Annotated in this window: 21 protein-coding genes and 1 tRNA gene; 13 read left to right on the top strand and 9 right to left on the bottom strand. The window is 64.4% G+C overall.

Annotated elements, in window-relative coordinates; all coding sequences use genetic code 11:
* Nucleotides 1–28: 28 nt before the first annotated feature.
* The 4 genes from KYN89_RS03795 to KYN89_RS03780 all read left to right on the top strand — a co-directional run bounded on the left by KYN89_RS03795 (nucleotide 29) and on the right by KYN89_RS03780 (nucleotide 6068).
* Entirely contained in the window at nucleotides 29–1165 is a 1137-nt protein-coding gene (locus KYN89_RS03795) for a TrbI/VirB10 family protein (protein ID WP_222824103.1), read from the top strand.
* A 21-nt stretch (nucleotides 1166–1186) separates the two neighbouring features.
* On the top strand, nucleotides 1187–2227 hold the full coding sequence (gene virB11, locus KYN89_RS03790) for a P-type DNA transfer ATPase VirB11 (protein ID WP_222823861.1): 1041 nt from the start codon (nucleotides 1187–1189) through the stop codon (nucleotides 2225–2227).
* 134 nt (nucleotides 2228–2361) lie between these two features.
* A complete protein-coding gene (locus KYN89_RS03785; RefSeq protein WP_222823860.1) occupies nucleotides 2362–4512 on the top strand; it encodes an RNA degradosome polyphosphate kinase in 2151 nt (716 codons plus the stop codon).
* A complete protein-coding gene (locus tag KYN89_RS03780; protein ID WP_222823859.1) occupies nucleotides 4512–6068 on the top strand; it encodes a Ppx/GppA family phosphatase in 1557 nt (518 codons plus the stop codon). Before KYN89_RS03785 ends, KYN89_RS03780 begins: the two co-directional genes overlap by 1 nt.
* On the opposite strand, the gene KYN89_RS03775 is transcribed toward KYN89_RS03780, so the two are convergent.
* The gene (locus KYN89_RS03775; RefSeq protein WP_222823858.1) at nucleotides 6065–6802 is read right to left on the bottom strand and encodes a queuosine precursor transporter; all 738 of its coding nucleotides are present in this window, start codon (nucleotides 6800–6802) and stop codon (nucleotides 6065–6067) included. The genes KYN89_RS03780 and KYN89_RS03775 overlap by 4 nt on opposite strands.
* A gap of 76 nt (nucleotides 6803–6878) precedes the next feature.
* Between KYN89_RS03775 and KYN89_RS03770 the strand changes: the two genes are divergently transcribed.
* Nucleotides 6879–6955: transfer RNA gene (locus tag KYN89_RS03770), tRNA-Arg, on the top strand.
* A gap of 23 nt (nucleotides 6956–6978) precedes the next feature.
* Nucleotides 6979–7713 carry a DUF1499 domain-containing protein gene (locus KYN89_RS03765; RefSeq protein WP_222823857.1) on the top strand — a complete coding sequence of 245 codons (735 nt, stop codon included), beginning with the start codon at nucleotides 6979–6981 and terminating at the stop codon, nucleotides 7711–7713.
* 4 nt (nucleotides 7714–7717) lie between these two features.
* On the opposite strand, the gene KYN89_RS03760 is transcribed toward KYN89_RS03765, so the two are convergent.
* The 3 genes from KYN89_RS03760 to hppD are packed head-to-tail and all read right to left on the bottom strand — an operon-like array spanning nucleotide 7718 to nucleotide 10413.
* Nucleotides 7718–8641, bottom strand: coding sequence for a mechanosensitive ion channel family protein (locus KYN89_RS03760; protein WP_222823856.1), 924 nt, complete (start codon nucleotides 8639–8641; stop codon nucleotides 7718–7720).
* 54 nt (nucleotides 8642–8695) lie between these two features.
* On the bottom strand, nucleotides 8696–9298 hold the full coding sequence (locus KYN89_RS03755) for a VOC family protein (RefSeq protein ID WP_222823855.1): 603 nt from the start codon (nucleotides 9296–9298) through the stop codon (nucleotides 8696–8698).
* Nucleotides 9295–10413: a 4-hydroxyphenylpyruvate dioxygenase gene (gene hppD, locus KYN89_RS03750; protein ID WP_222823854.1), complete on the bottom strand. Its 1119-nt coding sequence runs from the start codon at nucleotides 10411–10413 to the stop codon at nucleotides 9295–9297. Before hppD ends, KYN89_RS03755 begins: the two co-directional genes overlap by 4 nt.
* A gap of 230 nt (nucleotides 10414–10643) precedes the next feature.
* Between hppD and KYN89_RS03745 the strand changes: the two genes are divergently transcribed.
* From KYN89_RS03745 to KYN89_RS03735, 3 genes are all read left to right on the top strand, one after another.
* Nucleotides 10644–10985: an FtsB family cell division protein gene (locus KYN89_RS03745; protein WP_222823853.1), complete on the top strand. Its 342-nt coding sequence runs from the start codon at nucleotides 10644–10646 to the stop codon at nucleotides 10983–10985.
* Between the two features lie 147 nt (nucleotides 10986–11132).
* Entirely contained in the window at nucleotides 11133–12221 is a 1089-nt protein-coding gene (gene pdhA, locus KYN89_RS03740; RefSeq protein ID WP_010238176.1) for a pyruvate dehydrogenase (acetyl-transferring) E1 component subunit alpha, read from the top strand.
* A 3-nt stretch (nucleotides 12222–12224) separates the two neighbouring features.
* Entirely contained in the window at nucleotides 12225–13649 is a 1425-nt protein-coding gene (locus KYN89_RS03735; protein WP_222823852.1) for a pyruvate dehydrogenase complex E1 component subunit beta, read from the top strand.
* Between the two features lie 48 nt (nucleotides 13650–13697).
* Here KYN89_RS03735 and KYN89_RS03730 read toward each other — a convergent pair whose 3' ends face one another.
* Genes KYN89_RS03730 through KYN89_RS03720 form a run of 3 tightly spaced genes read right to left on the bottom strand, consistent with a single transcriptional unit; the run spans nucleotide 13698 to nucleotide 16809 of the window.
* A complete protein-coding gene (locus KYN89_RS03730) occupies nucleotides 13698–14471 on the bottom strand; it encodes a TadE/TadG family type IV pilus assembly protein (protein WP_222823851.1) in 774 nt (257 codons plus the stop codon).
* The gene (locus tag KYN89_RS03725) at nucleotides 14465–15061 is read right to left on the bottom strand and encodes a TadE/TadG family type IV pilus assembly protein (RefSeq protein ID WP_222823850.1); all 597 of its coding nucleotides are present in this window, start codon (nucleotides 15059–15061) and stop codon (nucleotides 14465–14467) included. Before KYN89_RS03725 ends, KYN89_RS03730 begins: the two co-directional genes overlap by 7 nt.
* Nucleotides 15061–16809 (bottom strand): TadE/TadG family type IV pilus assembly protein, encoded by a 1749-nt coding sequence (locus tag KYN89_RS03720; RefSeq protein WP_222823849.1) that lies wholly within the window; start codon nucleotides 16807–16809, stop codon nucleotides 15061–15063. Before KYN89_RS03720 ends, KYN89_RS03725 begins: the two co-directional genes overlap by 1 nt.
* 157 nt (nucleotides 16810–16966) lie before the next feature.
* Here KYN89_RS03720 and KYN89_RS03715 point away from each other — a divergent pair, with 157 nt between their 5' ends.
* Nucleotides 16967–17644 (top strand): squalene/phytoene synthase family protein, encoded by a 678-nt coding sequence (locus KYN89_RS03715; protein WP_222823848.1) that lies wholly within the window; start codon nucleotides 16967–16969, stop codon nucleotides 17642–17644.
* 25 nt (nucleotides 17645–17669) lie between these two features.
* Entirely contained in the window at nucleotides 17670–18128 is a 459-nt protein-coding gene (locus KYN89_RS03710; RefSeq protein WP_222823847.1) for an EF-hand domain-containing protein, read from the top strand.
* On the opposite strand, the gene trmFO is transcribed toward KYN89_RS03710, so the two are convergent.
* Nucleotides 18125–19492 (bottom strand): methylenetetrahydrofolate--tRNA-(uracil(54)-C(5))-methyltransferase (FADH(2)-oxidizing) TrmFO, encoded by a 1368-nt coding sequence (gene trmFO, locus KYN89_RS03705; RefSeq protein ID WP_222823846.1) that lies wholly within the window; start codon nucleotides 19490–19492, stop codon nucleotides 18125–18127. The two genes, KYN89_RS03710 and trmFO, sit on opposite strands and share 4 nt — an antisense overlap.
* 78 nt (nucleotides 19493–19570) lie before the next feature.
* Here trmFO and KYN89_RS03700 point away from each other — a divergent pair, with 78 nt between their 5' ends.
* Nucleotides 19571–20215, top strand: coding sequence for a lysoplasmalogenase family protein (locus KYN89_RS03700; protein ID WP_222823845.1), 645 nt, complete (start codon nucleotides 19571–19573; stop codon nucleotides 20213–20215).
* Between the two features lie 78 nt (nucleotides 20216–20293).
* Here KYN89_RS03700 and gyrA read toward each other — a convergent pair whose 3' ends face one another.
* Nucleotides 20294–23119, bottom strand: a complete 2826-nt coding sequence (gene gyrA / locus KYN89_RS03695) for a DNA gyrase subunit A (RefSeq protein ID WP_222823844.1) — start codon at nucleotides 23117–23119, stop codon at nucleotides 20294–20296.
* Nucleotides 23120–23419: 300 nt separating this feature from the next.
* On the opposite strand from gyrA, the gene KYN89_RS03690 reads away from it, so the two are divergent.
* A complete protein-coding gene (locus KYN89_RS03690; RefSeq protein WP_222823843.1) occupies nucleotides 23420–24679 on the top strand; it encodes a hypothetical protein in 1260 nt (419 codons plus the stop codon).
* Nucleotides 24680–24702 lie beyond the last annotated feature (23 nt).

Below are 24702 nucleotides of genomic sequence, written 5' to 3'. Positions count from 1 at the left end.
GGAAGGGAAGCGAACTATGCGCCTCGCAATGAAGATGCCGCCCAAGAAACGCCCCACCGATGGCGATTTTGCCAACGGGGCCCACGATACGGACCCGCGCGAGAACCAGAGCGCGGAGGTGATCGATCTCGCCAGCCGCAGCGTACTGCCCAGCGTCGCGAACAAGAAGAGTTCGGACACGATGGGCATGGTCGCGGGGATCGCGATCGTCGCCGCTCTCGGCCTGGTCACGCTGTGGAGCATGAACAGCGCCCGGCTGGACGACGCGGACGCTACTCCCGCGGGCGACGTGGCCGCCGATACTGGCGCAGCCCCCGCCGCGATCGCGGTGGACCCGGCCCCGGTCACGACCGGCGTTGCACCGCAGCAGCAGGTCGTGCGCGCGGACCCTGCACCCGCACCGATCCTCTCGAACAATCCCAACCTTGCCCCGGGCACAGCGTCCAACCCCAACAACAGCCCCACGATCGTGTTCGACGCGTCGGGCAGGGCGGTCGCCAGCGTGCCAACCAGCGCTCTGCCCGAAGCCGCTGCCGCCCCCGGCAGCAATGGCGCGACCGGCACTGCGGCGGGCGATTTCGCCAGCCGGGTGGGCGGCGTGGGCGGCAGCACTGCGCGCGCGCAGGCGATGGCCAATCCGGGCACCACGGTGACGCAGGGCACACTGATCCCCGCGATCCTCGAAACCGCGATCGATACCGACGTGCCCGGCTATGTGCGCGCGGTGGTGAGCCAGGATGTGAAGAGCTTCGATGGCAAGAACGTGCTGATCCCGCGCTCCAGCCGCCTCGTCGGCCAGTACCAGTCCGGCCTGCAGGCGGGGCAGAAGCGCGCCTACGTGATCTGGACGCGCCTGATCCGCCCCGATGGGGCGAGCGTGAACCTGCAATCGCCGGGGATCGGCTTTGATGGCACCACCGGCCTGCCGGGCGATGTCGACAGCCGCTTCTTCCAGCGCTTCGGGTCCGCGATGCTGCTGTCCGTGGTCGGCGGCCTGTCGGCGATCGGTTCGGGCGGTGCCTCGGTCATCGTCGGTGGCGGCGGGCAGGCGGCGGCGGCCGCTGCGGTGTCGCAGGACAGCCAGCTCGGCCCCGTGGTGCGGGTGCGCCAGGGTGAGCCGATCCGCGTGTTCACCGCGCGCGACCTCGATTTCTCCGGCGTCTGAGCGCTGGGCGAACGACCGATCATGAGTGCCGATATCCAGCCTCTGACCCCTGCGAGCTGTGCTGCCGACCGGCAGGTGCCGGGCGCCACGGGGGGAGGGAGCGTCTATCTCGACGCCTATCTCTCGCCGTTCCGCCAGTGGCTCGACCGGGACACGGTGACCGAGATCATCGTCAATCGCCCCGGCGAGGTGTGGATCGAGGACGCCGCCACGCCGGGCGGGATGCAGCGGATCGAGACCGACGCGATTACCGATATGCTGGTCCAGCGGCTGGCCGAACAGGTCGCGCGGGTCAGCCACCAAGGGATCAACCGCGAACATCCGCTGCTCGGCGCGACGCTGCCCGATGGCGCGCGCGTCCAGTTCTGCGGACCGCCGGCAGCCCGCAAGCACTGGGTGATGGCGATCCGCCGCCACCGGCGTCTGGACCTGCCACTGGACGCCTACGACACCGGCCCGCTCAAGCAGCAGGAGAAGGCCGCGATGCCCGATCCGCAGGCAGAGCCGATCGCGTTTCTGCGTGAGGCGATCCTGCAGCGCCAGACGATCCTGATCTCGGGCGGGACCAGCACCGGCAAGACCACCTTCCTGAATGCAATGCTGGGCGAAATCCCGAAGGACCAGCGCGTCGTGCTGGTGGAGGATACGCCCGAGCTCAAACTGCCGGGTGAGAACGGCGTCGGGCTGGTCGCGGTGAAGGGCGACCTGGGCGAGGCCAAGGTGACCGCCAACGAACTGCTCCAGGCCGCGCTGCGCCTGCGGCCCGACCGGATTGTGCTGGGCGAACTCCGCGGCGAGGAAAGCGTCAGCTTCCTGCGGGCGATCAACACCGGCCATCCGGGCAGCTTCTCGACCGTGCATGCCAATTCGCTCCACGGCGCGCTGGAACAGCTATCGCTGATGGTCATGCAGACCGGCATCGGCCTGTCGCGCAGGGACATCATCGCCTACGCCGCCAGCGTGATCGACGTGATCGTGCAACTGGGCCGCGGCGCGGATGGCAAGCGCGGCATCGCCCAGATCGCGCGCAGCGCCGATCTGTTGAAATCGGACGCCTGGTAGGCTGACGAAGCCATCGCGCGGGCTGGTCAGTCGCGTTGCCAGCCGATAGATGCGCGCCCGAAACCCCCATGCGCCTCACCCCGCCGCGCGGGCGCCGGTGAGACGCCCAGTATCGAAGCGAGTGCCGAAGCCCGATGGACACCCCGCTAAGCGCCAGCCCCGACCGCGATACCAGTGCGCGTTTCTTCAACCGCGAACTGAGCTGGCTGGCCTTCAACGACAGGGTTCTGTCGGAGGCGCGCAATCCCGATTACCCGCTGCTCGAACGGCTGCGCTTCCTGTCCATCTCGGGCAGCAATCTCGACGAATTCATGATGATTCGCGTGGCCGGGCTGGTCGGGCAGGTTCAGCGCGGGATCGACAAGCCTTCGGTCGACGGGCTGACGCCTGCGCAGCAGCTGTCGGAGATTCGCGCGCGGCTCGCCGCGCTCAACGAACGCCAGCAGAAGACGCTGCGCGACCTTCGCGAAATGCTCGCCGAGGCGGGCATCCACATGGCCGACGATCGCCGGATCGACCGCGAGGCGCACGAATGGCTGCGGCGGCATTTCCTCGACGAGATCATGCCGGTGATCACTCCGCAGGCGCTCGACCCGGCGCACCCGTTCCCGTTCATCGCCAACGAAGGGCTGGGCGTGCTGTTCACCGTGCGCCGCGAGGAGATCAAGGCGAACCAGGAGGAAGAGCTGGTCGAGATGGTGCTGATCCCCTCGGCCCTGCCGCGCTTCCTGCGCGTGCCCGGCGAAGAGGCGATCTATATCGGGATCGAGAACCTCATCACCCGCTTTGCCGAGCACCTGTTCCCCGGCTTCGAGATGTGCGGCAGCGGCGTCTTCCGCGTGCTGCGCGACAGCGATATCGAGATCGAGGAAGAGGCGGAGGATCTAGTCCGCACCTTCCGCAGTGCGATCCAGCGGCGGCGGCGGGGGCAGGTGATCCAGCTGGAACTGGAGACCGAGTTCGATCCCACAGCCGAGGCACTGCTGCGGGACCGGCTGGCAACGCCGGGCGCGACTTTCGTGAAGATCGACGGCATGCTGGGCATTTCCGGCCTGTCGGACATCGTGAAAGAAGATCGGCCCGATCTGAAGTTCGATGCCTATTCCCCCCGCTACCCGGAGCGGATTCGCGAGCATGACGGCGATTGCTTCGCCGCGATCCGCGAGAAGGACATCATCATCCACCACCCCTACGAAAGCTTCGACGTGGTGGTCGATTTCGTGCGGCAGGCGGCGAACGACCGCAATGTGGTCGCGATCAAGCAGTCGCTCTACCGCGCGGGCAACCAGTCCGAGGTGATCGAGGCGTTGGTGGAGGCGGCGGAGAACGGCAAGTCGGTGACCGCGGTGGTCGAGCTGAAGGCGCGTTTCGACGAGGAACAGAACCTCTACTGGGCGAACAAGCTCGAACGCGCCGGCGTGCAGGTGATCTACGGCTTCGTCGACTGGAAGACCCACGCAAAGGTCGCGATGGTGGTCCGCCGCGAGGAAGAGGGCTTTCGCACCTACTGCCATTTCGGGACCGGCAATTATCATCCGGTCACCGCCAAGTTCTACACCGATCTCAGCTATTTCACCGCCGATCCGCGGCTGGGGCGCGATGCGGCCAAGCTGTTCAATTTCGTGACCGGCTATGTCGAACCGCGCGGTACCGAACTGCTCGCGATCAGCCCGATCGACCTGCGCGAAACCCTCTATGAGCGGATCGATGCCGAAGTGGAGGCCGCGCGGCAGGGCAGGCCGAGCGGGATCTGGCTCAAGATGAACCAGCTGACCGATCATGACATGATCGAGCGGCTTTATGCCGCGAGCGAGGCGGGCGTGGAGATCCAGCTGGTGGTGCGCGGGATCTGCAATCTTCGCCCGGGCGTGCCCGGCCTGTCGGAGAATATTCGCGTAAAATCGATTATCGGGCGTTTTCTTGAACACAGCCGGATATATGCGTTCGCAAATGGCGCAGCGATTCCGGGTGCGGAGACCAAAGTGTATATTTCGAGTGCGGACATGATGGAACGCAACCTCGACCGGCGGGTGGAACAGCTGGTCCCGATCGAGAACAGCACGGTGCACGATCAGGTGCTGCAACAGGTGCTGCTGGCCAATCTGCTGGATAACGAGCGCAGCTGGTTCCTCCAGCCCGACGGGACATACGAGCGCGCCGATCCGGGCGAGAAGCCGTTCAATTGTCACCGCTATTTCATGACCAATCCCTCACTTTCCGGGCGCGGTGGCGCGCTGGAGGCGGGCGGTGTGCCGACGCTGGCACTGCGACGAGGAGCTGTCTGATGGCACGCAAGGACAAGCGCGGCCGGTCGACCATTTCCGGTTCGGAACCGCTCGGCGCGATTATCGATATCGGGTCCAACACGGTCCGTCTGGTAATCTATGGCGGCCCGCCGCGCGCGCCGAGCATCCTGTTCAACGAGAAGGTCACCGCCCGGCTGGGCCGCGATCTGGATGCGAACGGGATGCTCGCCGATGAATCGATCGAGCTGGCCCTCGCGGGGCTGGAGCGTTTCGCGCTGCTGCTGGCCGACCTGGAGGTCAAGCGGGTCGATACCGTGGCGACTGCCGCGGTGCGCGATGCCAAGAACGGCAAGGAATTCCTCGCGCAGGTCAAGTCGCTCGGTCTCGAACCGCGGCTGCTGAGCGGCCTGGACGAGGCGACCTATAGCGCGCAGGGCGTGCTCGGCGCATTTCCGATCGCGCGCGGGATCGTTGCCGATATCGGCGGTGGCAGCCTCGAACTGGTGCCGGTGGAAGACGGCACGGTGGGCGAGGGATGCAGCCTGCCTGCGGGCACCCTGCGGCTGCCCAATCTGGGCGGCGGCGACCGCAGCAAGCTGCGCGACAAGCTGCGCAAGATGATCGGCAAGAAGGCCCCCGAGATGGCAGGCGAGGGCGATCTGTATCTGGTCGGCGGCACCTGGCGCGCGCTCGCTGCGTTTGCCCGCGACCGCTCCGATTTCCCGCTGACCGATCCGCATGGTTTCATGATGAGCCGGGAGGACGCCGGCGATCTGGTAAAAACGCTCGCCAAGACGGATATCGAGACGATCAGGGCGAACCCGCGGATTGCCTCTTCGCGCGTGGAGAGCCTGCCCGACGCCGGACAGCTGCTGCACGTGCTGCTGAAGCATTACGAACCCCAGCGGGTTGTGATTTCAGCGTGGGGTTTGCGCGAAGGGCTGATGATGGGCCGCATCGACCCCTACCAGCTGTCGCAGGACCCGCTGCTGGCAGGCGTGGTCGATTTCGCCGAAAGCCGCGGCGCCTCGGCCCTGCAGGCAACCCGCGTGGCCGGGTGGACCGTGGACACCGTCAGTTCGCTGCGCACGGGCGCGGAACGGCTGCGGCTGGCGGCGATCATGCTTGGGATGGCGGCAATGCAGACCGAGCCGAACCTGCGGGTCACGCAAGGCGTGGACTGGGCGCTGCACAAGCGCTGGCTGTCGATCTCGCCCGAAGGGCGCGCGATGCTGGCCGCCGCGATCTGCGCCAATTCCAACCAGTTGGAGCTTCCCGAAATGCTCCCGAAGCTGGCCTCGAAAGATGCGCTGGACGAGGCGGTCACCTGGGGGCTGGGGCTGCGGCTTGCCCGGCGGCTGGGGGCAGGTTCGGCACGCTCGCTCGACGCCACGCGGCTGACGCGCGAAGACGATGCGCTGGTGCTGACCCTCGCGAAGAGCCACGCCGCGCTCTACGGCCCGCCGACCGAGCGCGACCTCGCGCAACTGGCCGCCCATCTCGGGCTCGAGCCGAAGATGCGGGTGAAGGGTGAGAAGAAGCTGCCCGAAAAGGGCGAAGCGACGGTGCTGCTGGACCAGCAGATCAAGCGCTAGCGGTCACCGCTCGCGAAGGGCGAGAAGTTGGTGTCGGTATCGAAGATCTCGACACCCTCCTCGCGCTTCAGCCAATTTACCGCGAGATAGGTGAACGGGGTCAGGATCGCTTCCCATGCGGTCTTGATCAGCCATTGCGAGATGACGACCTGCCACAGCAGTTCGGGTGGCCATCCGGCGAGGCCGTAGAACGCGAGCGGATAGAAAATCAGGCTGTCGAGCCCCTGGCCCACCACCGTAGAGCCGATGGTCCGCGTCCACAGCGCCTTGCCCTTCGTCCAGACCTTCATCTTGGCAAGAACATAGGAATTGGCGAATTCGCCCGCCCAGAATGCGATCATGGAGGCGGCGACGATCCGCCATGTGTTGCCGAAGACCTTCTCGTAAGCCTCCTGCCCGTCCCACCCGTCGGCGGCGGGCAGTGAAACCACCGCCCATGCCATGAAGGCCATGAACAGCAGCGCGGCAAAGCCGGTCCAGATCACGCGGCGCGCGCGGGCATAGCCATAAACCTCGGTCAGCACGTCGCCGATGATGTAGCTGACGGGGAAGAACAGCACCCCGGCGCCGAAGCTCCATTCCATCCCGCCGGGCAGGATCACGTAGCTGGGCTTGGACGCGCCGATCAGGTTGGACAGCAGCAGGATCGTGACGAAAGCCGCCATGATCCGATCGTAATGCTTGAAGCGCGGGGGCGCGCCCTGGTCCGCTGATTTCACCGGTTCGTCCGACATCGTTACACCCCCCGAAGCCAATCCTTGCATAAGCCGGTTTTGCACCGCCGCAAAGATGGCTATGCGCATCGCACACGCGCCCTTAGCTCAGTTGGATAGAGCACGGGACTTCTAATCCTGAGGCCGCAGGTTCGAATCCTGCAGGGCGCGCCACAGCAATCCGGGGGGAACGAACGATGAGTCACAAGTGGACCAGGGGCCTGTCATGGCTCGCGCTGGTGCTGGCGCTGGGCGGTACGATTGCCGCATTTACCGGGATGACGCTGGCGCGGTTCGATACCATCGGCAAGCTGGAAGGCTTCAAGTACCTCACCGTCTCGGCCCCCGTGATGGTCGGCGCGCTGGTTATTGCGATCATCGCGCTGCTGCTCAACTGGCGTACGGGATGGCCCGCGCGCCGGGCGGCGCTGATCGGCTTCCTGTTCGCGGTGGGGTTCGTCGGCTCGCTGGCGGTTCGTGTGGCCATGGGGACCGACGCACCGATGATCCACGACGCCACCACCGACCTAGCCGATGTCCCGCAGTTCGAGACGATTACCCTGCCGGACGACAATATGCGCGGGCTAAGCGAACCCTCGGAATGGGTCAGCCTGCACGAGATCGGCTATCCCGACCTGCGCAGCGTGGTTCTCGACCGGCCGGTCGATCAGACCATCCGCGATGCGGAGAAGCTGGCGAAAGAACGCGGCTGGACGATCCGTGCGGTCGATCCCGAAGAAGGCCGGCTGGAGGCGACTGCCTATGCCTCATACATCCGGTTCGAGGATGAGGTGGTGCTCCGCGTGCGCCCCGACGGTGCCGGGCGCAGCCTGGTCGACATGCGCTCGGTGAGCCGGGTCGGGATCGGCGATCTGGGCGTGAACGCGCAGCGGATCCGCGACTTTCTCGAAGATCTCGCCGCGGTGAGGTGAGGGGCTAGCCCACTGCACTTTCGCCTGGCTCGCGGCCCAGCGGGACGCGCTCCTTGAAGGTGTGGGTGATGTAGGGGAAGGGGATCTCGATCCCGGCCTCGTCCAGCCCGCGCTTGATCGCGCGCACGACCTTGTCCTTCGATTCCCACCCGTCGCGCGGGGTCGAGCCTGCGTGCCAGCGCACCAGGAAATCGACCGAGCTGGAGTTGAAGGTGGTCGCGAAGATGTCGACGCCCTTGTCTTTCTCGATCCCCTCGACCGCTTCCACCGCCTTGCGGATCACCTCGGCCGCGTGGTCCAGATCGGTGTCGTAGGAGACCCCGGCAACCACTTCGTGGCGGCGCACCTGCTCGTCGGTCAGGATTTCGACCGGGTTCTTGAAGATCATCGAGTTGGGCACGATCGTCAGCTCGCCCGACAGCTTGCGCACATGGGTTTCGCGCAGCGTGATGTGCTCGACCTTGCCCTTGATCCCCTCGCATTCGATCACATCGCCGATGCGCATCTTCTCGCGCAGCATGATGAGCACGCCGGCGAGGAAGTTCTCGAAGATGTCCTGAAAGGCAAAGCCGATCGCGACCGCGCCGATCCCGAGACCGGCGATCAGGCTGGCGGGCGTCATCCCCGGCATGACCACGATCAGCGCGATCATCAGGCCGATGATCCAAATGCCCAGCTTCACGACGGTATCGATCAGATTCTGCAAGGAGGGGCGCATATCGGTCTTGCCGATGGCGCGGCTTACGCCCCGAACCGCGATGCGCGCGACGATCCAGGTGATCAGGATGATCACGAGGGCGATCGCCATATTGGGCAGGGCGCGGACGAACCCCTCCGCCATGTCGACCAGCTGGTCCTGCAAGGTGGCCAGCGTGTTGACGGTCTGATCGTAGGTTTCGCCGGAAGGCGTGTTCGTTGGTATGCTCATGGAATTCCCCGTTTTGCGGCACTAACGGCGGCAAAACGGGGAGAGTTCCGAAAATCAGGGCAGGTCGGGTTCTTCCGCCGCCTTGGCCTTGGCCTTGGCATGTTCCTCGCGAGCGAGCTCATGCAGCCATGCCGCGTGCTGCGGGGCTTTCTTGGTCTCGCTCCACTCGTCCAGCATCGGCATCGCGACCCGCTTGAGCTCGGCATATTGCTCGTCCGTGCCGATGTCGGCAGCCAGCTCGACCCGGTGGCCATTGGGATCGAAGAAGTAGATCGACTTGAAGATGCCGTGGTGCGTGGGGCCGAGCACGTCGATGCCGAGGCCTTCGATGTGGCTCTTCGCTGCGATCAGCGCGGCCTCATCCGCGACTTTGAAGGCGAGGTGCTGGACCCAGATCGGCGTATTCTCGTCACGGCCCATATCCTTCTGGTTAGGCAGTTCGAAGAAGGCGAGAATGTTGCCGTTCCCCGCGTCGAGGAAGACGTGCATGTACGGATCGTACTCGCCCGTGGAGGGCACGTGGTCCTCCGAAAAGGCGCTGGTATATTCCATACCGAGCACCTTTTCGTACCACTCGACCGTCTCTTTCGCGTCCTTGCAGCGATAGGCGGCGTGGTGGACGCCGCCCAGGTTTACCGGATGGGCGGCTTTAGTCATTCCGCCGGTTCCGAGACGGTCTTGGCGTCTTCGACGTTCAGCACGCCGCGGCGTACCTGGTCGCGCTCCATGCTTTCGAACAGCGCCTTGAAATTGCCTTCGCCGAAGCCCTCGTCACCCTTGCGCTGGATGAATTCGAAGAACACCGGCCCGACTTGCGCTTCGGCGAAAATCTGCAGCAGCAGGCGCGGCTGGCCGCCTTCGGTCGTTCCGTCGAGCAGAATGCCGCGTGCCTTCAGCTCGTCGACCGGCTGGCCGTGATCGGGCAGGCGTTCGGGTAGCATTTCGTAATAGGTTTCGGGCGGCGCGGTCATGAAGGGCACGCCGAACTGCTTGAGCCTGTCCCACGCGGCGATCAGGTCGTCGCAGATCAGGGCGATGTGCTGGATCCCTTCACCGTTGAATTCGCGCAGGAACTCCTCGATCTGGCCGCCGCCACCCTTGGCTTCCTCGTTCAGCGGAATGCGGATCTTGCCGTCGGGCGCGGTCAGCGCCTTGGAGGTCAGGCCGGTATATTCGCCCTTGATGTCGAAGAAGCGGATTTCCTGGAAGTTGAACAGCTTCTCGTACCAGTCGGCCCAATAGGCCATGCGCCCGCCGTAGACATTGTGCGTCAGGTGGTCGATCCGCTGGAAGCCGGCGCCTTCGGGATATTTCTCCACCCCGTCGAGATATTCGAAGTCGATGTCGTAGATCGAAAGCGCTTCGTCGTCCTTATCGGCGTAGCGATCGATGATGTAGATCAGCGCGCCGCCGATGCCCTTGATCGCGGGGATCGAGAGTTCCATCGGCCCGGTCTGGGTGTCGACCGGTTCGGCACCGGCGTCCATCAGCTTCGCCCAGGCTTCGGCTGCGTCTTTCACGCGGAAGCCCATGCCGCACGCGCTCGGCCCGTGTTCGCGGGCGAAGTACCACGCCGCGCTCAGCGGTTCGTAGTTGGTGATCAGATTGATATTGCCCTGCCGCCACAACTGCACATCCTTGGAGCGGTGGTTGGCGACATGGGTGAAGCCCATCGCTTGGAACACCGGCTCAAGCGTGCCTTTTTCCGGCGCGCAGAACTCGACGAACTCGAAGCCGTTGAGGCCCACGGGATTCTCGAAAAGGTCGGCCATATCGGCATCCTCCGTAGCAGTGACTGTGTCTTGGCGGGCGGCAGCAGCGTATCCGGGGGAGGGCGCGCGCCGTTTCCCGGTCGAGCTAGGTCTGACAGGCCTGCCTGTCAATCGCTGCAACGGACGCGGGGCGTGCCCGGTTCCTGCGCCGCGACGCGACGAGCGCCCGCAGATTTCCCTTGCGTCAAAGGGGCTTGCCTCCGCCCGGCGCATGTGATTCAAGGGCTGGCATGAACCTCGCCAAGAAAACCATTGCCAAGCAGAACCGTGCGGCCCGGCGTGAGCGCCTGACCCAGGGGCTCGCGCTCGCGGCGCTGCTGCTGATGGGCGGGATGGCGATCGCCGGGCCGAGCGGGGTTTTCGCGTGGAGCGATGCCTCCAAGGCGCTGGCCGAGCGTGAGGCGCGGATTGCCAAGCTGCAGGATCAGCGGGCGGATCTGCGCCAGCGGGTCGACGCGCTCGACCCCGACAATGCCGATCCGGACATGGTCGTGGAAATGATGCGCCGCAATCTCAACGTGGTTCATCCCGACGAAGTGATCCTGCCCAAGCCGGACGCTCCGGCACGCTGATTGCCGGGCCTCGATCCGGGCACGCTCCACGAGACCCAAGATTTTTCGCAACCATTGCAAGCCGCGCGACGTTACGTCATGGGGCTACGCCACGCCCCTGAGGAACACGTGCCGGGCCGCCGTGCGGCTTGCGTGAAGGAGTTACCATTGGCCAAGAAACCCGCTGCGAAGAAGTCCCCCGCCAAAGCCGAAAATCTGGCCGCCGTGGATGATCCGGACTTCGTACTTCATTCGCTGCAAGAGGAGTTCGACAAGAACAAGCTCTACGACGCGAGCGAAGAGCAGATGCTCCATTTCTACGAGCAGATGCTCCTGATCCGCCGGTTCGAAGAGCGCGCGGGCCAATTGTATGGTCTCGGCCTGATCGGCGGGTTCTGCCACTTGTATATCGGGCAGGAAGCGGTCGCGATCGGGCTCCAGTCGGCGCTCGATAACGACAAGGACTCGGTCATCACCGGCTATCGCGACCATGGCCACATGCTCGCCTACGGGATCGACCCCAAGGTCATCATGTCCGAGCTGACCGGTCGCCAGGCCGGGATTTCCAAGGGCAAGGGTGGCTCGATGCACATGTTCAGCACCGAGCATAAGTTCTACGGCGGGCACGGCATCGTCGGCGCGCAGGTGCCGCTGGGTGCAGGCCTCGCCTTTGCGCACAAGTACAACGAGGACGGGGGCATTTGCCTCGCCTATTTCGGTGACGGCGCAGCGAACCAGGGCCAGGTCTACGAAGCGTTCAACATGGCCGCCCTATGGAACCTGCCGATCTGCTTCGTGGTGGAGGACAACCAGTACGCCATGGGCACCGCGACCAAGCGCTCCAGCGCGGAAACGCGGTTTTACCGCCGCGGTACGAGCTTCCGCATCCCCGGCATGGAAGTCGACGGGATGAATGTGCTCGAAGTACGGCAGGCGGCCGAGGTCGCGTTCAAGCATATTCGCGAGGGCAACGGCCCGGTGCTGATGGAATGCAACACCTATCGCTATCGCGGACACTCGATGTCCGACCCGGCGAAATACCGCACCCGTGAAGAGGTGCAGGACCAGAAAGAACACCACGACCCGATCGAGCGGATCAAGAAGACGCTGATCGAGAAGGGCAAGAGCGAGGACGAGTTGAAGGAGATCGACAAGGGAATCCGCTCTCAGGTTTCCGAAGCTGCGGACTTTGCCGAGAATTCGCCCGAGCCTGAGGCTGCCGAACTCTACACCGACGTTCTGGTGGAGGAGTACTGAGCGATGGCGACCGAACTGAAGATGCCCGCGCTCTCTCCGACGATGGAAGAGGGCACGCTCGCCAAGTGGCTCAAGTCCGAAGGCGACAAGATCGAAATCGGCGACATCATCGCCGAGATCGAGACCGACAAGGCGACGATGGAATTCGAGGCCGTCGACGAAGGCACGCTGGCAAAGATCCTCGTCGAGGAAGGCACCGAAGGCGTTTCCGTCGGCACGGTCATCGCGATGATGGCCGATGAGGGCGAGGATGTCGGCGATGTCGAAGCGCCCGCCGCGAAGTCCGATAACTCGTCCGACGAGAAGGAAGACGTCGAGGGCGAAGGCAAGGATGTCGGGCGCGAACCGTCCGAAGCCGAAGTGACGCAGACGGCGGAAAAGCCCACCCGCTCCCCGGCCAGCGATCCCGCGATCCCGGAGGGCACAAACATGGTTTCGACCAGCGTGCGCGAGGCATTGCGCGATGCGATGGCCGAGGAAATGCGCCGCGACGAGCGCGTGTTCGTGATGGGTGAGGAAGTCGCCCAGTATCAGGGCGCGTACAAGGTGACGCAGGGCCTGCTCGACGAATTCGGCGAGAAGCGCGTGGTCGACACGCCGATCACCGAATACGGCTTTGCCGGGCTCGGCACGGGCGCGGCGATGGGCGGCCTGCGCCCGATCGTCGAATTCATGACCTTCAACTTCGCGATGCAGGCGATCGACCACATCGTGAACTCGGCGGCGAAGACCAATTACATGTCGGGTGGCCAGATGCGCTGCCCGGTGGTGTTCCGCGGGCCGAATGGCGCGGCCAGCCGCGTCGGGGCCCAGCACAGTCAGAACTACGGGCCCTGGTACGCCAGCGTTCCCGGTCTGATCGTGATCGCGCCCTATGACGCGGCCGATGCCAAGGGCCTGATGAAGGCTGCGATCCGTAGTGAAGACCCGGTCGTCTTCCTCGAAAACGAGCTGGTCTATGGTCGCAGCTTCGACGTGCCCGAGCTGGACGATTACGTGTTGCCGATCGGCAAGGCGCGGATCGTGCGCGAGGGCAGCGATGTGACCATCGTGAGCTACTCCATCGCAGTCGGGCTGGCGCTCGACGCGGCGGAGAAGCTGGCGGAAGACGGGATCGATGCCGAAGTGATCGACCTGCGCACGTTGCGTCCGTTGGACAAGCAAACCGTGCTCGAAAGCCTCAAGAAGACCAACCGCATGGTGGTCGCCGAAGAGGGCTGGCCGACCTGCTCCATCGCCAGCGAGATCGTGGCGATCTGCATGGAGGAAGGCTTCGACTATCTCGATGCACCGGTGACGCGGGTCAACAACGAGGACGTGCCGCTGCCCTACGCCGCCAATCTGGAGGCGATGGCGCTGATCGATACTGACCGGATCGTGAAGGCGGTGAAGAAGGTCTGCTACGTAGAGGAGGAGGGGCGCCGATAGCGCGCCCCACCACGCCGCCCATCAGCGGACCGCTACAGCCACTTTTCGTCAGTGACAGTGGTAGCCGTCGAATGCGGTCGTGTGGCAGACACCGGCAGCGGCGTTATCCCGATACGGATTGGGCGGCGTCGGTACGGGCGCGCAGACCGGATCGGGCGCGCCATCATCTGCGACACCGGGCAGAAGGTTTCGGTCGTCACGGATCGGAAAAGCGGCTTCGTGCCTGATCACGCGGTTGCCGAGGAACATGTCGCCGAACAGCCCCTGATATTCGTAGAACACCTCGACATACATCACCGCATCGCCGACCGGCGCACGGATTTGGCGGCCAGTCGGGCCCATCCCGACAAAACTGGGATCCAGGATCTCGCTGGTAAGCTCCGGCCCGTAGCGTGACGCGTAGGCAGCCGAACCCGTGCAGCGCTGCCAGCGGATCAGCTGCTTGTCGAGAATGCCAACCGTCTCCAGGCTGGAGAGAACAACCCGGCCATGCGCGGTCAGGTCGATGTTTTCGCCCTGCTTCGCTGCGCCCGCGAAGATCGAGTTAACGTCCGACCGGTAGATGGTCTTGGTCGTGCTGTTCGACGAGGTCTGGCCCATCCGGGCCGCGTTATCGGCGATGGTCAGCGAAATCTGGCTGACGTTCATGCTGGTCACGGCGTAGTTGGCAAGCTCGATCCCGAACATCCCGAGACCGAGAAAGACCGGCAGGCTGATCGCGAACTCGATCAGCGCGAGGCCGCGATTGTCGCGGCGCAGGCGTTTGAGGCGGCGGGCAAACTGGCGCAGCCGCGCGGGGACAGGGGCGAGGGAGGTCAGCATGGCTTGGTCTCGGGCACCGCCTTGCCATTCTGCTGGGCGTAGGGCTGGTTCTTCAGCACCGTGCTCATCTCGATGCTGGCTTCCTGAGGCAGGCCGAGCAGACCGTAGAGCGGAAACAGCTTATCGTAGGTCGCGGTGACGGTGTACATCGTGATATCGCGCGCGCCGCCGAAACCCGCACTGCCGACATCGGAATCCCAGATTCCATTACCGTTTTCGTCTTCGAAGGTTTCGCCTGCGTCGCATTCGCCGTTGGCGTTCGCGTCATTGATCGCCTCGGGCCGCTCGACGTCGGTGAAGTCGTAGTAGCTCTTGCGATCGAAGGAGAGTTCCGCGCTGCGCAACACATGCTGCACGCGGGTTTCAACCATCCCGTCGATGGTCGCTTCCGCCGTGGGGCCGCTTTCCAGTGTGGAATCGCGCGCGGCCTCCTGCATCGCGCCATTCATCACCGCGCGCAGGTAAACAGTTTGGCCGAGATCGAACACGCCCATCAGCAGGATCATGAAGGACGGCGCAATGATCGCGAACTCGACGATGGTCGAGCCACGCGTGTCGCGGCGCAGACGGTTGAGGGCGCGCGCCAGCATCAGTCGACCAGCCTCAGATCGGCGATCTCTTCGGCGATCTTGCCGAACGCGTTGTTGAGCGCGCCCGAATTGTTCGCCGTGAAGCTGCTGTTGGGGCTGGCGCATTCGGTCATGTCGCTGGTCAGCGCGGTGTTGAACGCGACCACCCAAAGGCGGATACCTTTGGCCTTGATCGCCTTGCACAGCTCCTTGTAGCGGCGGGTAAGCCGGGTGCGCTGTTCCCCCGTGATGGCGCTGCTGCTGTTCGAGGTCTGCATGCCGGTGATGCGGCCATCGTGCCGTTCGACCCCGTACGCCTGATAATAGGTGTCGCCCGGGTCCAGCTGACCATCGGTCATGAACACGATATGCCGACCCACGAAGCTGTTGTTGGTCGGCGCAGCGTTCACGTTGGAAGAGAATATGCCCTGCGGCGAGCTTACCCGGGCGCCCCACAGCAGTCCGATATCGTGATAGGTACCGCCGTCGGGCGCAAGATTGTTGGTGTAGGTCCGAAACGCCGAGAGAGAGCCGTATTCGGCGTACAGCTTTGCCTGATAGGGGCAACTGGTCTGTGACGATGTCCCCGAATTGGCAGTGGTCGTATTGTTGTTGCGATAGTAGACTATTTCGGGCCAGTAAGGGCGCCACTTGGTCGCGTTATTGGTCGGTGCGCTGTCGATATCGAGATCGTAAAGGCCGCTCGGGCTGAAGGTCTTCGTGCCCGAATTGAAGGAAACCGAGCCCGAAGCGACCGTGTCGCGTTCCTCGATGCAACCCGCCCAGGTCGAGTTGCCGATCCCCGTGCTCGTCGGGTCCGGAGTGGACGCGAAGGTTTTGTAAGTCGCGGTGCTGAAATTGTACTGCTTGTAACTTGTGCTTCCGGTATGCTGATCGTCCCAGATGCAACCATTATAGTCACTGTCGAATCGACCATAAACGCGGTAGCCATCCCAGGTGCCGTAATAGCTGGAACAGTCCGAGGTGTATCTCGAATCTCTACTGCGGAAATGTTCTACAAGTGTGCTTTCAGCTTTGCGTGACTGATAGTTATGGCTGTCCACGATGTAATTCTGAGGCAGAAGGCGCCCGACGTTGACGGTGCCGGTGTAGGGGACGAACGAGTATCTGATCCGGCCTCCGCTACCTGCCGATGCGGTGCTAAGCGTGTTGTAGAAGCTATCCATCGCATCCTTGAGCGCACCCATCCGGGACGTGGTGGACAGGCCGGAATAGCTGCGCCCCTGCTGGGTTCCGTAGCGAGAGAAATACCCGCTGCACTGGCTGTCGTTTGAGTCGCTCGGGCACGCCATCGAGCCGGTTGTGTCGAGCACGAAGGTCACGTCCGCGTTACCGACATCGTAGCGTGCCGCACAGTCGACCGCGAGGTTGAGCTCGCTGAACGTGAAGAACTGCATGATGACCGTGGGCAGGCGGACAGAGGCGGTCCCCTCGACCGTGGTCGTGCCTGAGGGATTGGTCGCCGCGAAGCTGACATCCTGCGAACCGAGATAGTCGCTCGCGTAGTTGACCTCGAAATATTCGGAGGCGACGTTTGCGGCGGCGGTCGACCAGGTGCTGTTGCCCATTTCCTTGCGGCCGGCGAGCACGCCTGCGTCGCACGCCTGCTGCAGACGCGATTCCACCATGTAGGCGCGGCTCATGTCGACACCGCTGCCGATCAGCGCGACCAGCGGCACCAGCGCAGCCGCGACGATGGCGACGGTATTGCCCGCGATATTACGGCGCAGGCGCGTCAGAAAATTCATGCCTGCCCTTTCCCAGTCATTCTCGTGGTCCCGTCTTTGTGGCTTGCGTGTCGGACGATGGTTAACCGCCATCATCCTTCCGCTTAACCTACCAGTGGTTGTCGGGCTTTGACCGATCAGGGTTGAAGCGAGGTTAAGAGCCGCGCATGGGCGTGCCATGGCGAGCGCAAGAACCGAGGGAGAATCAGGTCCGGCAACAGACCCTTCGCTTACGCTGGCGCTGGCCTACGCCCCGCGCGATGCGCGGCCGGTATTCGACGATCTCTTCGCGCTCGACCGGCGGCTGGCGGATGCCGTGCGGCAGGCGAGCGAGCCGATCATCGGGCAATTGAAGCTCGCCTGGTGGCGCGACCGCTTCGCGCAGGATCGCAGCGACTGGCCCAAGGGGGAGCCGCTGCTGGCCCGCCTTGCGGCTTGGGATGCGGATGTCTCGCAGCTTGCATCGCTGGTCGACGGGTGGGAGGCGCTGCTGGCCGAAGGTCCGCTGGCCGAGGAGGCGATCACCGCGTTCGGCGAAGGCCATGCCGATGCGTGGGCGCTCGCCGCAGCGGCGCTGGGCCACCCCGGGCCTCCGCCCCCCGATCATGCCGCGCTGCTATGGTCCTACGCCGATCTGGCGCAGCATTGCTCCACGTCAGAGGATGTGGAGCGGGTGCAGGCTGCGGCGCGGGGGCAGCGGCTGCTCGACCAGACGCCGTCCAGGCTGCCGCGTGCCTTGCGGCCCTTCGCGGTACTCGGCACGCAAGGCTTGCGCAGCCTGCGTTCGGGCAGGCCGATGATGTCGGCAGGCGGAGATTTTCTCGCGGCGGTACGGACGGGTATGCTAGGCCGCTGAAGGGCTTCAAGAGGGGGAGGGGCTGATGGATCGCGTGGTGCTGGGTGCAGTGCTGGGGCTGATCCTGGCGGGCGTCGGGATTTTCTGGTGGCAGGGCCGCGCGCAGGTGGAAGAGGCCGCTCCGCCGCCGCCCGACATTGCCACGACCCCGGCAGAGGACGCGCTGCCCCAGGCCGATCCGGCGGACCTGACCGGCCCGGCTCCTCCCGAAGCGACCGAGCTGACGCGCGAACAGCGGCGCTTCTTCCGCTATGATCGCAATCGCGACCTCAAGATCACGCGCAACGAAATGCTCTCGACCCGCAGCGATGCGTTCCGCAAGCTGGACAAGGACGGCAACAACCTGCTCGATTTCGAGGAATGGGCGGTGGCGACGGTCGACAAGTTCGAGGGTGCCGATGCGGATGGCAACCGCGTGCTGACGCAGGCCGAATTCGCGACCACCGCGCCCAAGCCGAAGAAGAAACCGCGCTGTAGCTGCTAGGCAGGCACGCGCTCGCGCGCGGCAAGCCACTCGCCCAGATCCGCCTTGGCGCGGCTGGTATAGGCTTCCTTGCGCTGCTTCTTCTTCACTTCGTGGAGCGGCGGGAAGAGCCCGAAATTGACGTTCATCGGCTGGAAGGTCTCGGCCTCGGCATCGCCGGTCACATGGCTGAGCAGCGCACCCAGCGCCGTCGTGCGCGGGGGAGCGGACCAGTCCTCGCCGCGATGCTCCGCCGCGACCATCAGGCCGGCGAGCAGACCGATGGCCGAGCTTTCGACATAGCCCTCGCATCCGGTGATCTGCCCGGCGAAGCGGATATGGCCCGCGTTCTTCAGTCGCAATTGCCGGTCCAGCACCAGCGGCGAGTTGATGAAGGTGTTGCGGTGCAGACCACCCAGCCGCGCGAATTCGGCGTTCTCCAAGCCGGGAATTGTACGGAACAGCTCGACTTGCGCGCCGTATTTCAGCTTGGTCTGGAAGCCGACCATGTTCCACAGCGTGCCCAGCTTGTTGTCCTGCCGAAGCTGTACGACGGCATAGGGCCAGCGTCCCTGCGGGTGTTCCTCGGTGGTGTCGTAAGGGTTGTCGAGCCCGACGCCTTTCATCGGGCCGTAGCGCAGCGTCTCGATCCCGCGCTCCGCCATCACCTCGATCGGCATGCAGCCGTCGAAATAGGGGGTGTCGGCCTCCCATTCCTTGAACTCGGTCTTCTCGCCATCGACCAGCGCCTGCACGAAAGTTTCGTACTGTTCCTTCGTCATCGGGCAGTTGATGTAGTCGCCATCCTCGTTGCTGGCCTCGGTCCGCTTGTTCCAGCGGCTCTGAATCCAGCACTTGCTCATGTCGATCGAGTCGCGGTGGACGATCGGGGCGATGGCATCGAAGAAGGCGAGCCGGTCCTCGCCGGTCGCCTGCACGATGCTCTGGGCCAGGGTCTGCGCGGTCAGCGGTCCGGTGGCGACGATGGTGAGGCCTGCGTCGGGTAGCGTGTCGACCCGCTCTCGCACCACGGTGACGTTGGGATGCTCGGCCAGCCTGCGTCCGACTTCTGCCGAAAAGACGTCGCGGTCGACCGCCATCGCGCTGCCAGCGGGCACGCGTGCCTTTTCGCCAGCGGACATCACGATCGAATCCAGCCGCCGCATTTCGTCGTGCAGCAGGCCGACCGCGTTCTTGTCGCTGTCGTCGGAGCGGAAGGAGTTGGAACAGACCAGTTCGGCCAGGCCATCTGTCTGATGCGCGGGGGTCATCTCGCCGCTGCCGCGCATTTCCGACAGGCGAACCTTGAGCCCTGCCTGTGCCAGTTGCCACGCCGCCTCGCTGCCCGCGAGACCGCCGCCGATGATGTGTACGTCGTGTGTCATTACCAGCGCACGTAGGCGCAGTGCGGCAAAAGTTCAAAGCATGTGGCGAGGACGCTGCACCCGCGTTAGAGACGGGCCATGCCGCGCCGTGCCCTCGTCCAGTATCGCCCCTGGCTTGCCCTCAGCCTGCTCGCAGCAATTGCCTTGCCCTTGCTCGAACAGACCCCGCTGGGCGGGGTCTGGCTGATGGCGATCAAGACCTCCGCGGTCGGCTTCCTCGCGCTTTATGCGGCGCAGCGCACCAAGGGGCTGCGGGCGGGTCTGTTCGTTCTCGCGCTCGCTTTGAGTGCGCTGGGCGATCTCGCGATCGAGCTGTCGTTCATTGCGGGGGGCGTGGCCTTCTTCGCCAGCCACGTCGTCGCGATACTGTTCTACCGCCGCTACCTGCGGCCCGAGCCGAGCGTCGGGCGGACCTGGGGCACCGCACTGCTGTTCGTGGCCGTGCCGCTCGTCGCCTGGTGGCTCAGCGGCGACGTTCTGATCGGGATCTATGGTCTCGCGCTGGGTGGAATGGCGATGGTCGCGTGGCTCAGCCTGTTCCCCGAATGGAGAGTGGGGCTGGGGGCGCTGCTGTTCGTGGTGTCCGACTGGCTGATCTTCAGCCGCCTCGGCCCATACAACCTCGCGCCTTTGCCCGATCTGCTGATCTGGCCGACATATTACGTCGGCCAGTTCCTGATCGCGACCGGCGTGGTGCAGACGCTGCGCCGGTTCCGGCGGTAAACCAGTCGCCATTAAAGCGACCGCTCGCCCCGATAAGTTCGAGGGCGAGCGGGCTTTGTCAGGGAGCGGGACTAGGCCCTAGACATCCGTGGGTGTCGGATCGTCCCGGTCCAGCGTCGTGTGCGGCGAGGTGGTCTGGTCTTCGCGCGCCATGCGCTCATCCATGATCGCCTCTTCTGCCGAGTTCTCGGGATCGGCATCCTCGTCGATGCGCGCGGCGCCGACGATATGCTCGCCCTTGGCGACATCGAATACCTTCACGCCCGAAGAGCTGCGGCCGTAGATCGACCAGCCCTTGTGGTTCTCGAACCCGTCGGGAATGAGATGCCTGAAATCGATCGGCAGGCGGATCAGCTTGGCCTGATCGGTCACCAGCATCAGCTGCATGCCGTGGCGCACCGGGAAGCTCGCGACCACCGGGCCGTTGCGCTTGGTATCGCTCGGCTCGCCGATATTGGTGATGCCCTGGCCGCCGCGCCCGATGGTGCGGTATTCGTAGGCCGAAGAAATCTTGCCGTAGCCATTGGCGGTGAGGGTGAGGATGAACTCCTCGTTCTCCTCCATCGCCGCTGCAATATCCGGGTCGAGCGTGTGGGCGGTGTCGTTGTTCTTCCACACTGCGCCGCGCAGATATGCCTCGCGCGTTTCCATGTCGTGGCTGAGCGGGTGGAGCACGGCGAGGCTGACGACCTTGTCGCCTTCCTTCAGCTTCATGCCGCGCACGCCGATGCCGGTACGGCTCTTGGTTTCACGCGCGTCGGTCGCGGCGAAGCGGATCGCCTTGCCCGCGTCGGAGGCGAGGAAAATCTCCTGATCCTCGTTCAGCAGGCGCACCCCGATCAGCCGGTCGCCGCTATCCTCGACGAAGCCCATCGCATACTTCCCGTTGGACGGGATGTTGGTGAAGGAATCCATCGAGTTGCGGCGGACCATGCCCTGTTCGGTCGCGAAGACGATGTTGAGCTTGCTCCACTCGGCCTCGTCCTGCGGCAGGGGCAGCACGTTGGTCACGCGCTCGTCTTCGCCCAGCGGCAGCAGGTTGACCATCGGGCGACCCTTGGTGGTCGGGCTGCCTTCGGGCAGTTTCCACACCTTGAGGCGATAGACGCGGCCGGTATTGGTGAAGAACAGCACCGGATTGTGGGTGCTGGTGACGAACATCTCGACCACCGCATCCTCGTCCTTGGTGGCCATCGAGCTGCGGCCCTTGCCGCCGCGCGCCTGTGCGCGGAAGGCGTGGAGCGGAGTACGCTTGATGTAACCGCCGTGGGTGACGGTGACGACCATGTCTTCCTGTTCGATCAGGTCTTCGTCGTCGACGCCGTCCCATGCGGGCGCGATTTCGGACATGCGCGGGGTCGCGTACTGGTCGCGGATCGCCTGCAGTTCCTCGCGCATCACCTGGTAGAGCTTGCGACGATCGGCGAGGATCGAGAGGTAATATTCGATCTTGGTCGCGAGTTCCTTCAGCTCGTCGCCGATCTCGTCGCGGCCAAGCGCGGTCAGGCGGTGCAGGCGCAGGTCGAGGATCGCCTTCACCTGCCGTTCGGACAGGCGATAGGTTCCGCCGTGTTCGTCCGAAGTCGGCTCGATCGCTTCGACCAGCGCGATATATTGCGCGATATCGCCGATCGGCCATTCCTTGCGCAGCAGCTTGCCGCGCGCCTCGGCGGGATTGGAGGCGCCGCGGATGATCGCGACAACCTCGTCGAGGTTCGACACCGCGACCACCAGGCCGAGCAAGATATGCGCCCGGTCGCGCGCCTTGTTCAGTTCGAACTTCGTGCGCCGCGTGATGACCTGTTCGCGGAAGCCGATGAACGCCTGGATGATGTCGCGCAGCGCGAGCACCTCGGGCCGCCCGCCACGGATCGCCAGCATATTCGCGGGGAAGCTCGCCTGCGCGGGGGAATAGCGCCACAGCTGGTTGAGCACGACTTCGGGCGAGGCATCGCGCTTGAGATCCACGACCACGCGCACGCCTTCGCGGCTGGATTCGTCGCGGATGTCGGAGATGCCTTCGATCCGCTTGTCCTTCGCGGCCTCGGCGATCCTCTCGACCAGCATGTTCTTGCCGACCTGATAGGGGATCGAGGTGAGCACGATCGACTGGCGATCATTACGCCCGGTTTCGACCTCATGCCGCGCCCGCATCATGATCGAACCGCGCCCGGTCAGGTAAGCCGAGCGTGCGCCCGACTGGCCGAGAATTAGCGGTGCGGTCGGGAAATCGGGGCCGGGGATGTACTCGATCAGCTCTTCGGAGGTGATCGCGGGGTTGGCGATGAAGGCGAGGCAGCCGTCGATCACTTCGCCCAGATTGTGCGGCGGGATGTTGGTCGCCATGCCGACCGCAATGCCGCCTGCGCCATTGACCAGCAGGTTGGGGAAGCCCGCCGGCAGAACCGTCGGTTCTTCGCGCGAGCCATCGTAGTTCTCCGCGAAATCGACGGTATCCTTGTCGAGATCGTCGAGCAGCGCATTGGCGACCTTTTCCAGCCGCGCCTCGGTGTAACGCATCGAGGCGGGCGGATCGGGGTCCATGCTGCCGAAGTTGCCCTGGCCGTCGATCAGCGGAACGCGCATCGACCAGCTTTGCGTCATGCGCGCGAGGGCGTCGTAGATCGCGCTGTCGCCGTGCGGGTGGTAGTTACCCATCACGTCGCCGACGATCTTGGCGCTCTTGCGATAGGGCCGCCCGGCGACGAAGCCGCCTTCCTGGCTGGCGAAGAGAATGCGGCGATGGACCGGCTTCAGACCGTCGCGCACATCGGGCAGCGCGCGGCTGACGATCACGCTCATCGCGTAATCGAGATAGCTGGTCTTCATCTCATCGACGATGTCGATGCGATCATATTCGCCCATGGGGCTGGGCGGGGTGAGGGTGTCGGTTTCGTCGCTCAAGGAATGTCCGGTCCGTCTGTTATTCGGATGCGTCTGACGCGCAGTCGGGGAAGGCTAGGGGAAAGCGCCCGGCGGTGCCAGCAATGGCAGCCAGACATGGGGATTGAGGGCCGGTTTTTCCACATTTTCTGCGGAGTTGGACGTCGAATTGCCTGAAGCACCCATTCAACCTCGGTTCAACCGGTTTCAGCCACTCTCTGGACGTTGGCGTGGCACTATCGCATAGGCCGCGCGTTATTCCGATAAGCAGATGACACACGCTGCGCGACACTGCGCGGCTGAACAGGAGAGACGATACATATGGCCAGGTTTGCCTTTTTCCCCGCCAAGAGTTCCAGGTTCGCAATCGCTGCGGCGATGATGGCGGTCGGCACGCTCGGCGCGACCGCGATCGCCACGCCGGCCTACGCGCAGAAGCAGGCCAAGTTTTCCAAGGAATTCCTCGCGGCGTTCCAGCCAATCGATGAGGCGATCAAGGGCGAAAACCCGGATTACGCCGCGCTGCGTGCGCAGGCCGAAGCTGCCAAGGACACGGTGAAAACCGATGACGAACGCTTTTTCTACGGCAGCACGATGTACACCATTGGCGGTAAGCTCAACGATGTCGCGCTGCAGCTCGAAGGCATGAACATGATGCTCGACAGCGGCAAGGTGCCCGAGGCCAATGTGCCGCAGTACACCTACGTCGCCGGCCAGCTTGCCTTCAACTCGCAGGACTGGGCATCCGCTCGCGCACGCTTCGAGAAGGCGATCGAGCTTGGTTACGAGGTTGAGCAGGCACGTGCGCTGATCGCGCGAACCTACAGCGAGGAGGGCGATTTCACCGCCGCGCTGCAAACGGTGAATGACCAGATCAACGAACAGATTGCCGCCGGCGGCGCACCGGATGAAACCCTGCTCAAGCGGGGGCTGACCACGGCTTACAACAATGACATGTTCGAAGACGCGACCAATTACAGCCTCATGCTCGTGAAATACTACCCGAGCGCGACGACGTGGGCCGATGCGGTCGCGATCCAGCGTAATTTCGGCCAGTGGTCTGATGCCGAAATGCTCGACCTGCTGCGTCTTGCGCGCGCCGCGAATGCAATGCGTGAGGCGCGCGATTACACCGACTACATCGATGCGGCCAACTTCCGTCGTCTTCCGGCAGAGGTTGCGGCTGTCACCGCCGAGGGCATCTCTTCCGGCAAGCTCAAATCGAGCGACACCTTCGTCGCAGAAGCGCAGCGCGAATCGCAGTCGCGTACCGCCGGTCTCAAGGCCGACCTCGGAGCGCTTGAAAGCGACGCAAAGGCATCCGGCGCATCGGCCAGCCTCGCGGTTGCTGCGGGTGATGCCTACCTGAACTTCGACAATGGTGCGAAGGCGGCCGAGCTTTACGAGCTCGCGCTGACGCGGCCCGATGTTGATCGCAGTCTGGCTCTGACCCGCCTCGGCATCGCGCAGGTCAAGGCAGGCGATTATGCCGCAGCGCAGGAGACTCTGGAGAAGGTTCAGGGCCAGCGTGCGTCCATCGCCAAGCTGTGGGCGGCTTACGCCAAGCAGCAGGCGGGCTGATTGAAGCCGCTTTTAAGCTGAGA

This window comes from Alteriqipengyuania abyssalis, assembly GCF_019857185.1.
GTDB lineage: Bacteria > Pseudomonadota > Alphaproteobacteria > Sphingomonadales > Sphingomonadaceae > Alteriqipengyuania > Alteriqipengyuania abyssalis.
The sequence above is the reverse complement of the archived record's forward strand: the minus strand, read 5'-3'. Positions and strand labels throughout refer to the sequence as shown.

What these genes read in the sequence shown, in the direction of transcription:
- KYN89_RS03780 (WP_222823859.1), top strand. Translation starts at nt 4,512, where the DNA reads ATGGCACGCAAGGACAAGCGCGGCCGGTCGACCATTTCCGGTTCGGAA.
- virB11 (WP_222823861.1), top strand. Translation starts at nt 1,187, where the DNA reads ATGAGTGCCGATATCCAGCCTCTGACCCCTGCGAGCTGTGCTGCCGAC.
- KYN89_RS03720 (WP_222823849.1), bottom strand. Translation starts at nt 16,809, where the DNA reads ATGAATTTTCTGACGCGCCTGCGCCGTAATATCGCGGGCAATACCGTC.
- KYN89_RS03715 (WP_222823848.1), top strand. Translation starts at nt 16,967, where the DNA reads ATGGCGAGCGCAAGAACCGAGGGAGAATCAGGTCCGGCAACAGACCCT.
- KYN89_RS03775 (WP_222823858.1), bottom strand. Translation starts at nt 6,802, where the DNA reads ATGTCGGACGAACCGGTGAAATCAGCGGACCAGGGCGCGCCCCCGCGC.
- hppD (WP_222823854.1), bottom strand. Translation starts at nt 10,413, where the DNA reads ATGGCCGACCTTTTCGAGAATCCCGTGGGCCTCAACGGCTTCGAGTTC.
- KYN89_RS03760 (WP_222823856.1), bottom strand. Translation starts at nt 8,641, where the DNA reads ATGAGCATACCAACGAACACGCCTTCCGGCGAAACCTACGATCAGACC.
- KYN89_RS03690 (WP_222823843.1), top strand. Translation starts at nt 23,420, where the DNA reads ATGGCCAGGTTTGCCTTTTTCCCCGCCAAGAGTTCCAGGTTCGCAATC.
- KYN89_RS03795 (WP_222824103.1), top strand. Translation starts at nt 29, where the DNA reads ATGAAGATGCCGCCCAAGAAACGCCCCACCGATGGCGATTTTGCCAAC.
- KYN89_RS03735 (WP_222823852.1), top strand. Translation starts at nt 12,225, where the DNA reads ATGGCGACCGAACTGAAGATGCCCGCGCTCTCTCCGACGATGGAAGAG.
- KYN89_RS03755 (WP_222823855.1), bottom strand. Translation starts at nt 9,298, where the DNA reads ATGACTAAAGCCGCCCATCCGGTAAACCTGGGCGGCGTCCACCACGCC.
- trmFO (WP_222823846.1), bottom strand. Translation starts at nt 19,492, where the DNA reads ATGACACACGACGTACACATCATCGGCGGCGGTCTCGCGGGCAGCGAG.
- KYN89_RS03730 (WP_222823851.1), bottom strand. Translation starts at nt 14,471, where the DNA reads ATGCTGACCTCCCTCGCCCCTGTCCCCGCGCGGCTGCGCCAGTTTGCC.
- KYN89_RS03710 (WP_222823847.1), top strand. Translation starts at nt 17,670, where the DNA reads ATGGATCGCGTGGTGCTGGGTGCAGTGCTGGGGCTGATCCTGGCGGGC.
- KYN89_RS03745 (WP_222823853.1), top strand. Translation starts at nt 10,644, where the DNA reads ATGAACCTCGCCAAGAAAACCATTGCCAAGCAGAACCGTGCGGCCCGG.
- KYN89_RS03765 (WP_222823857.1), top strand. Translation starts at nt 6,979, where the DNA reads ATGAGTCACAAGTGGACCAGGGGCCTGTCATGGCTCGCGCTGGTGCTG.
- KYN89_RS03725 (WP_222823850.1), bottom strand. Translation starts at nt 15,061, where the DNA reads ATGCTGGCGCGCGCCCTCAACCGTCTGCGCCGCGACACGCGTGGCTCG.
- KYN89_RS03785 (WP_222823860.1), top strand. Translation starts at nt 2,362, where the DNA reads ATGGACACCCCGCTAAGCGCCAGCCCCGACCGCGATACCAGTGCGCGT.
- KYN89_RS03700 (WP_222823845.1), top strand. Translation starts at nt 19,571, where the DNA reads ATGCCGCGCCGTGCCCTCGTCCAGTATCGCCCCTGGCTTGCCCTCAGC.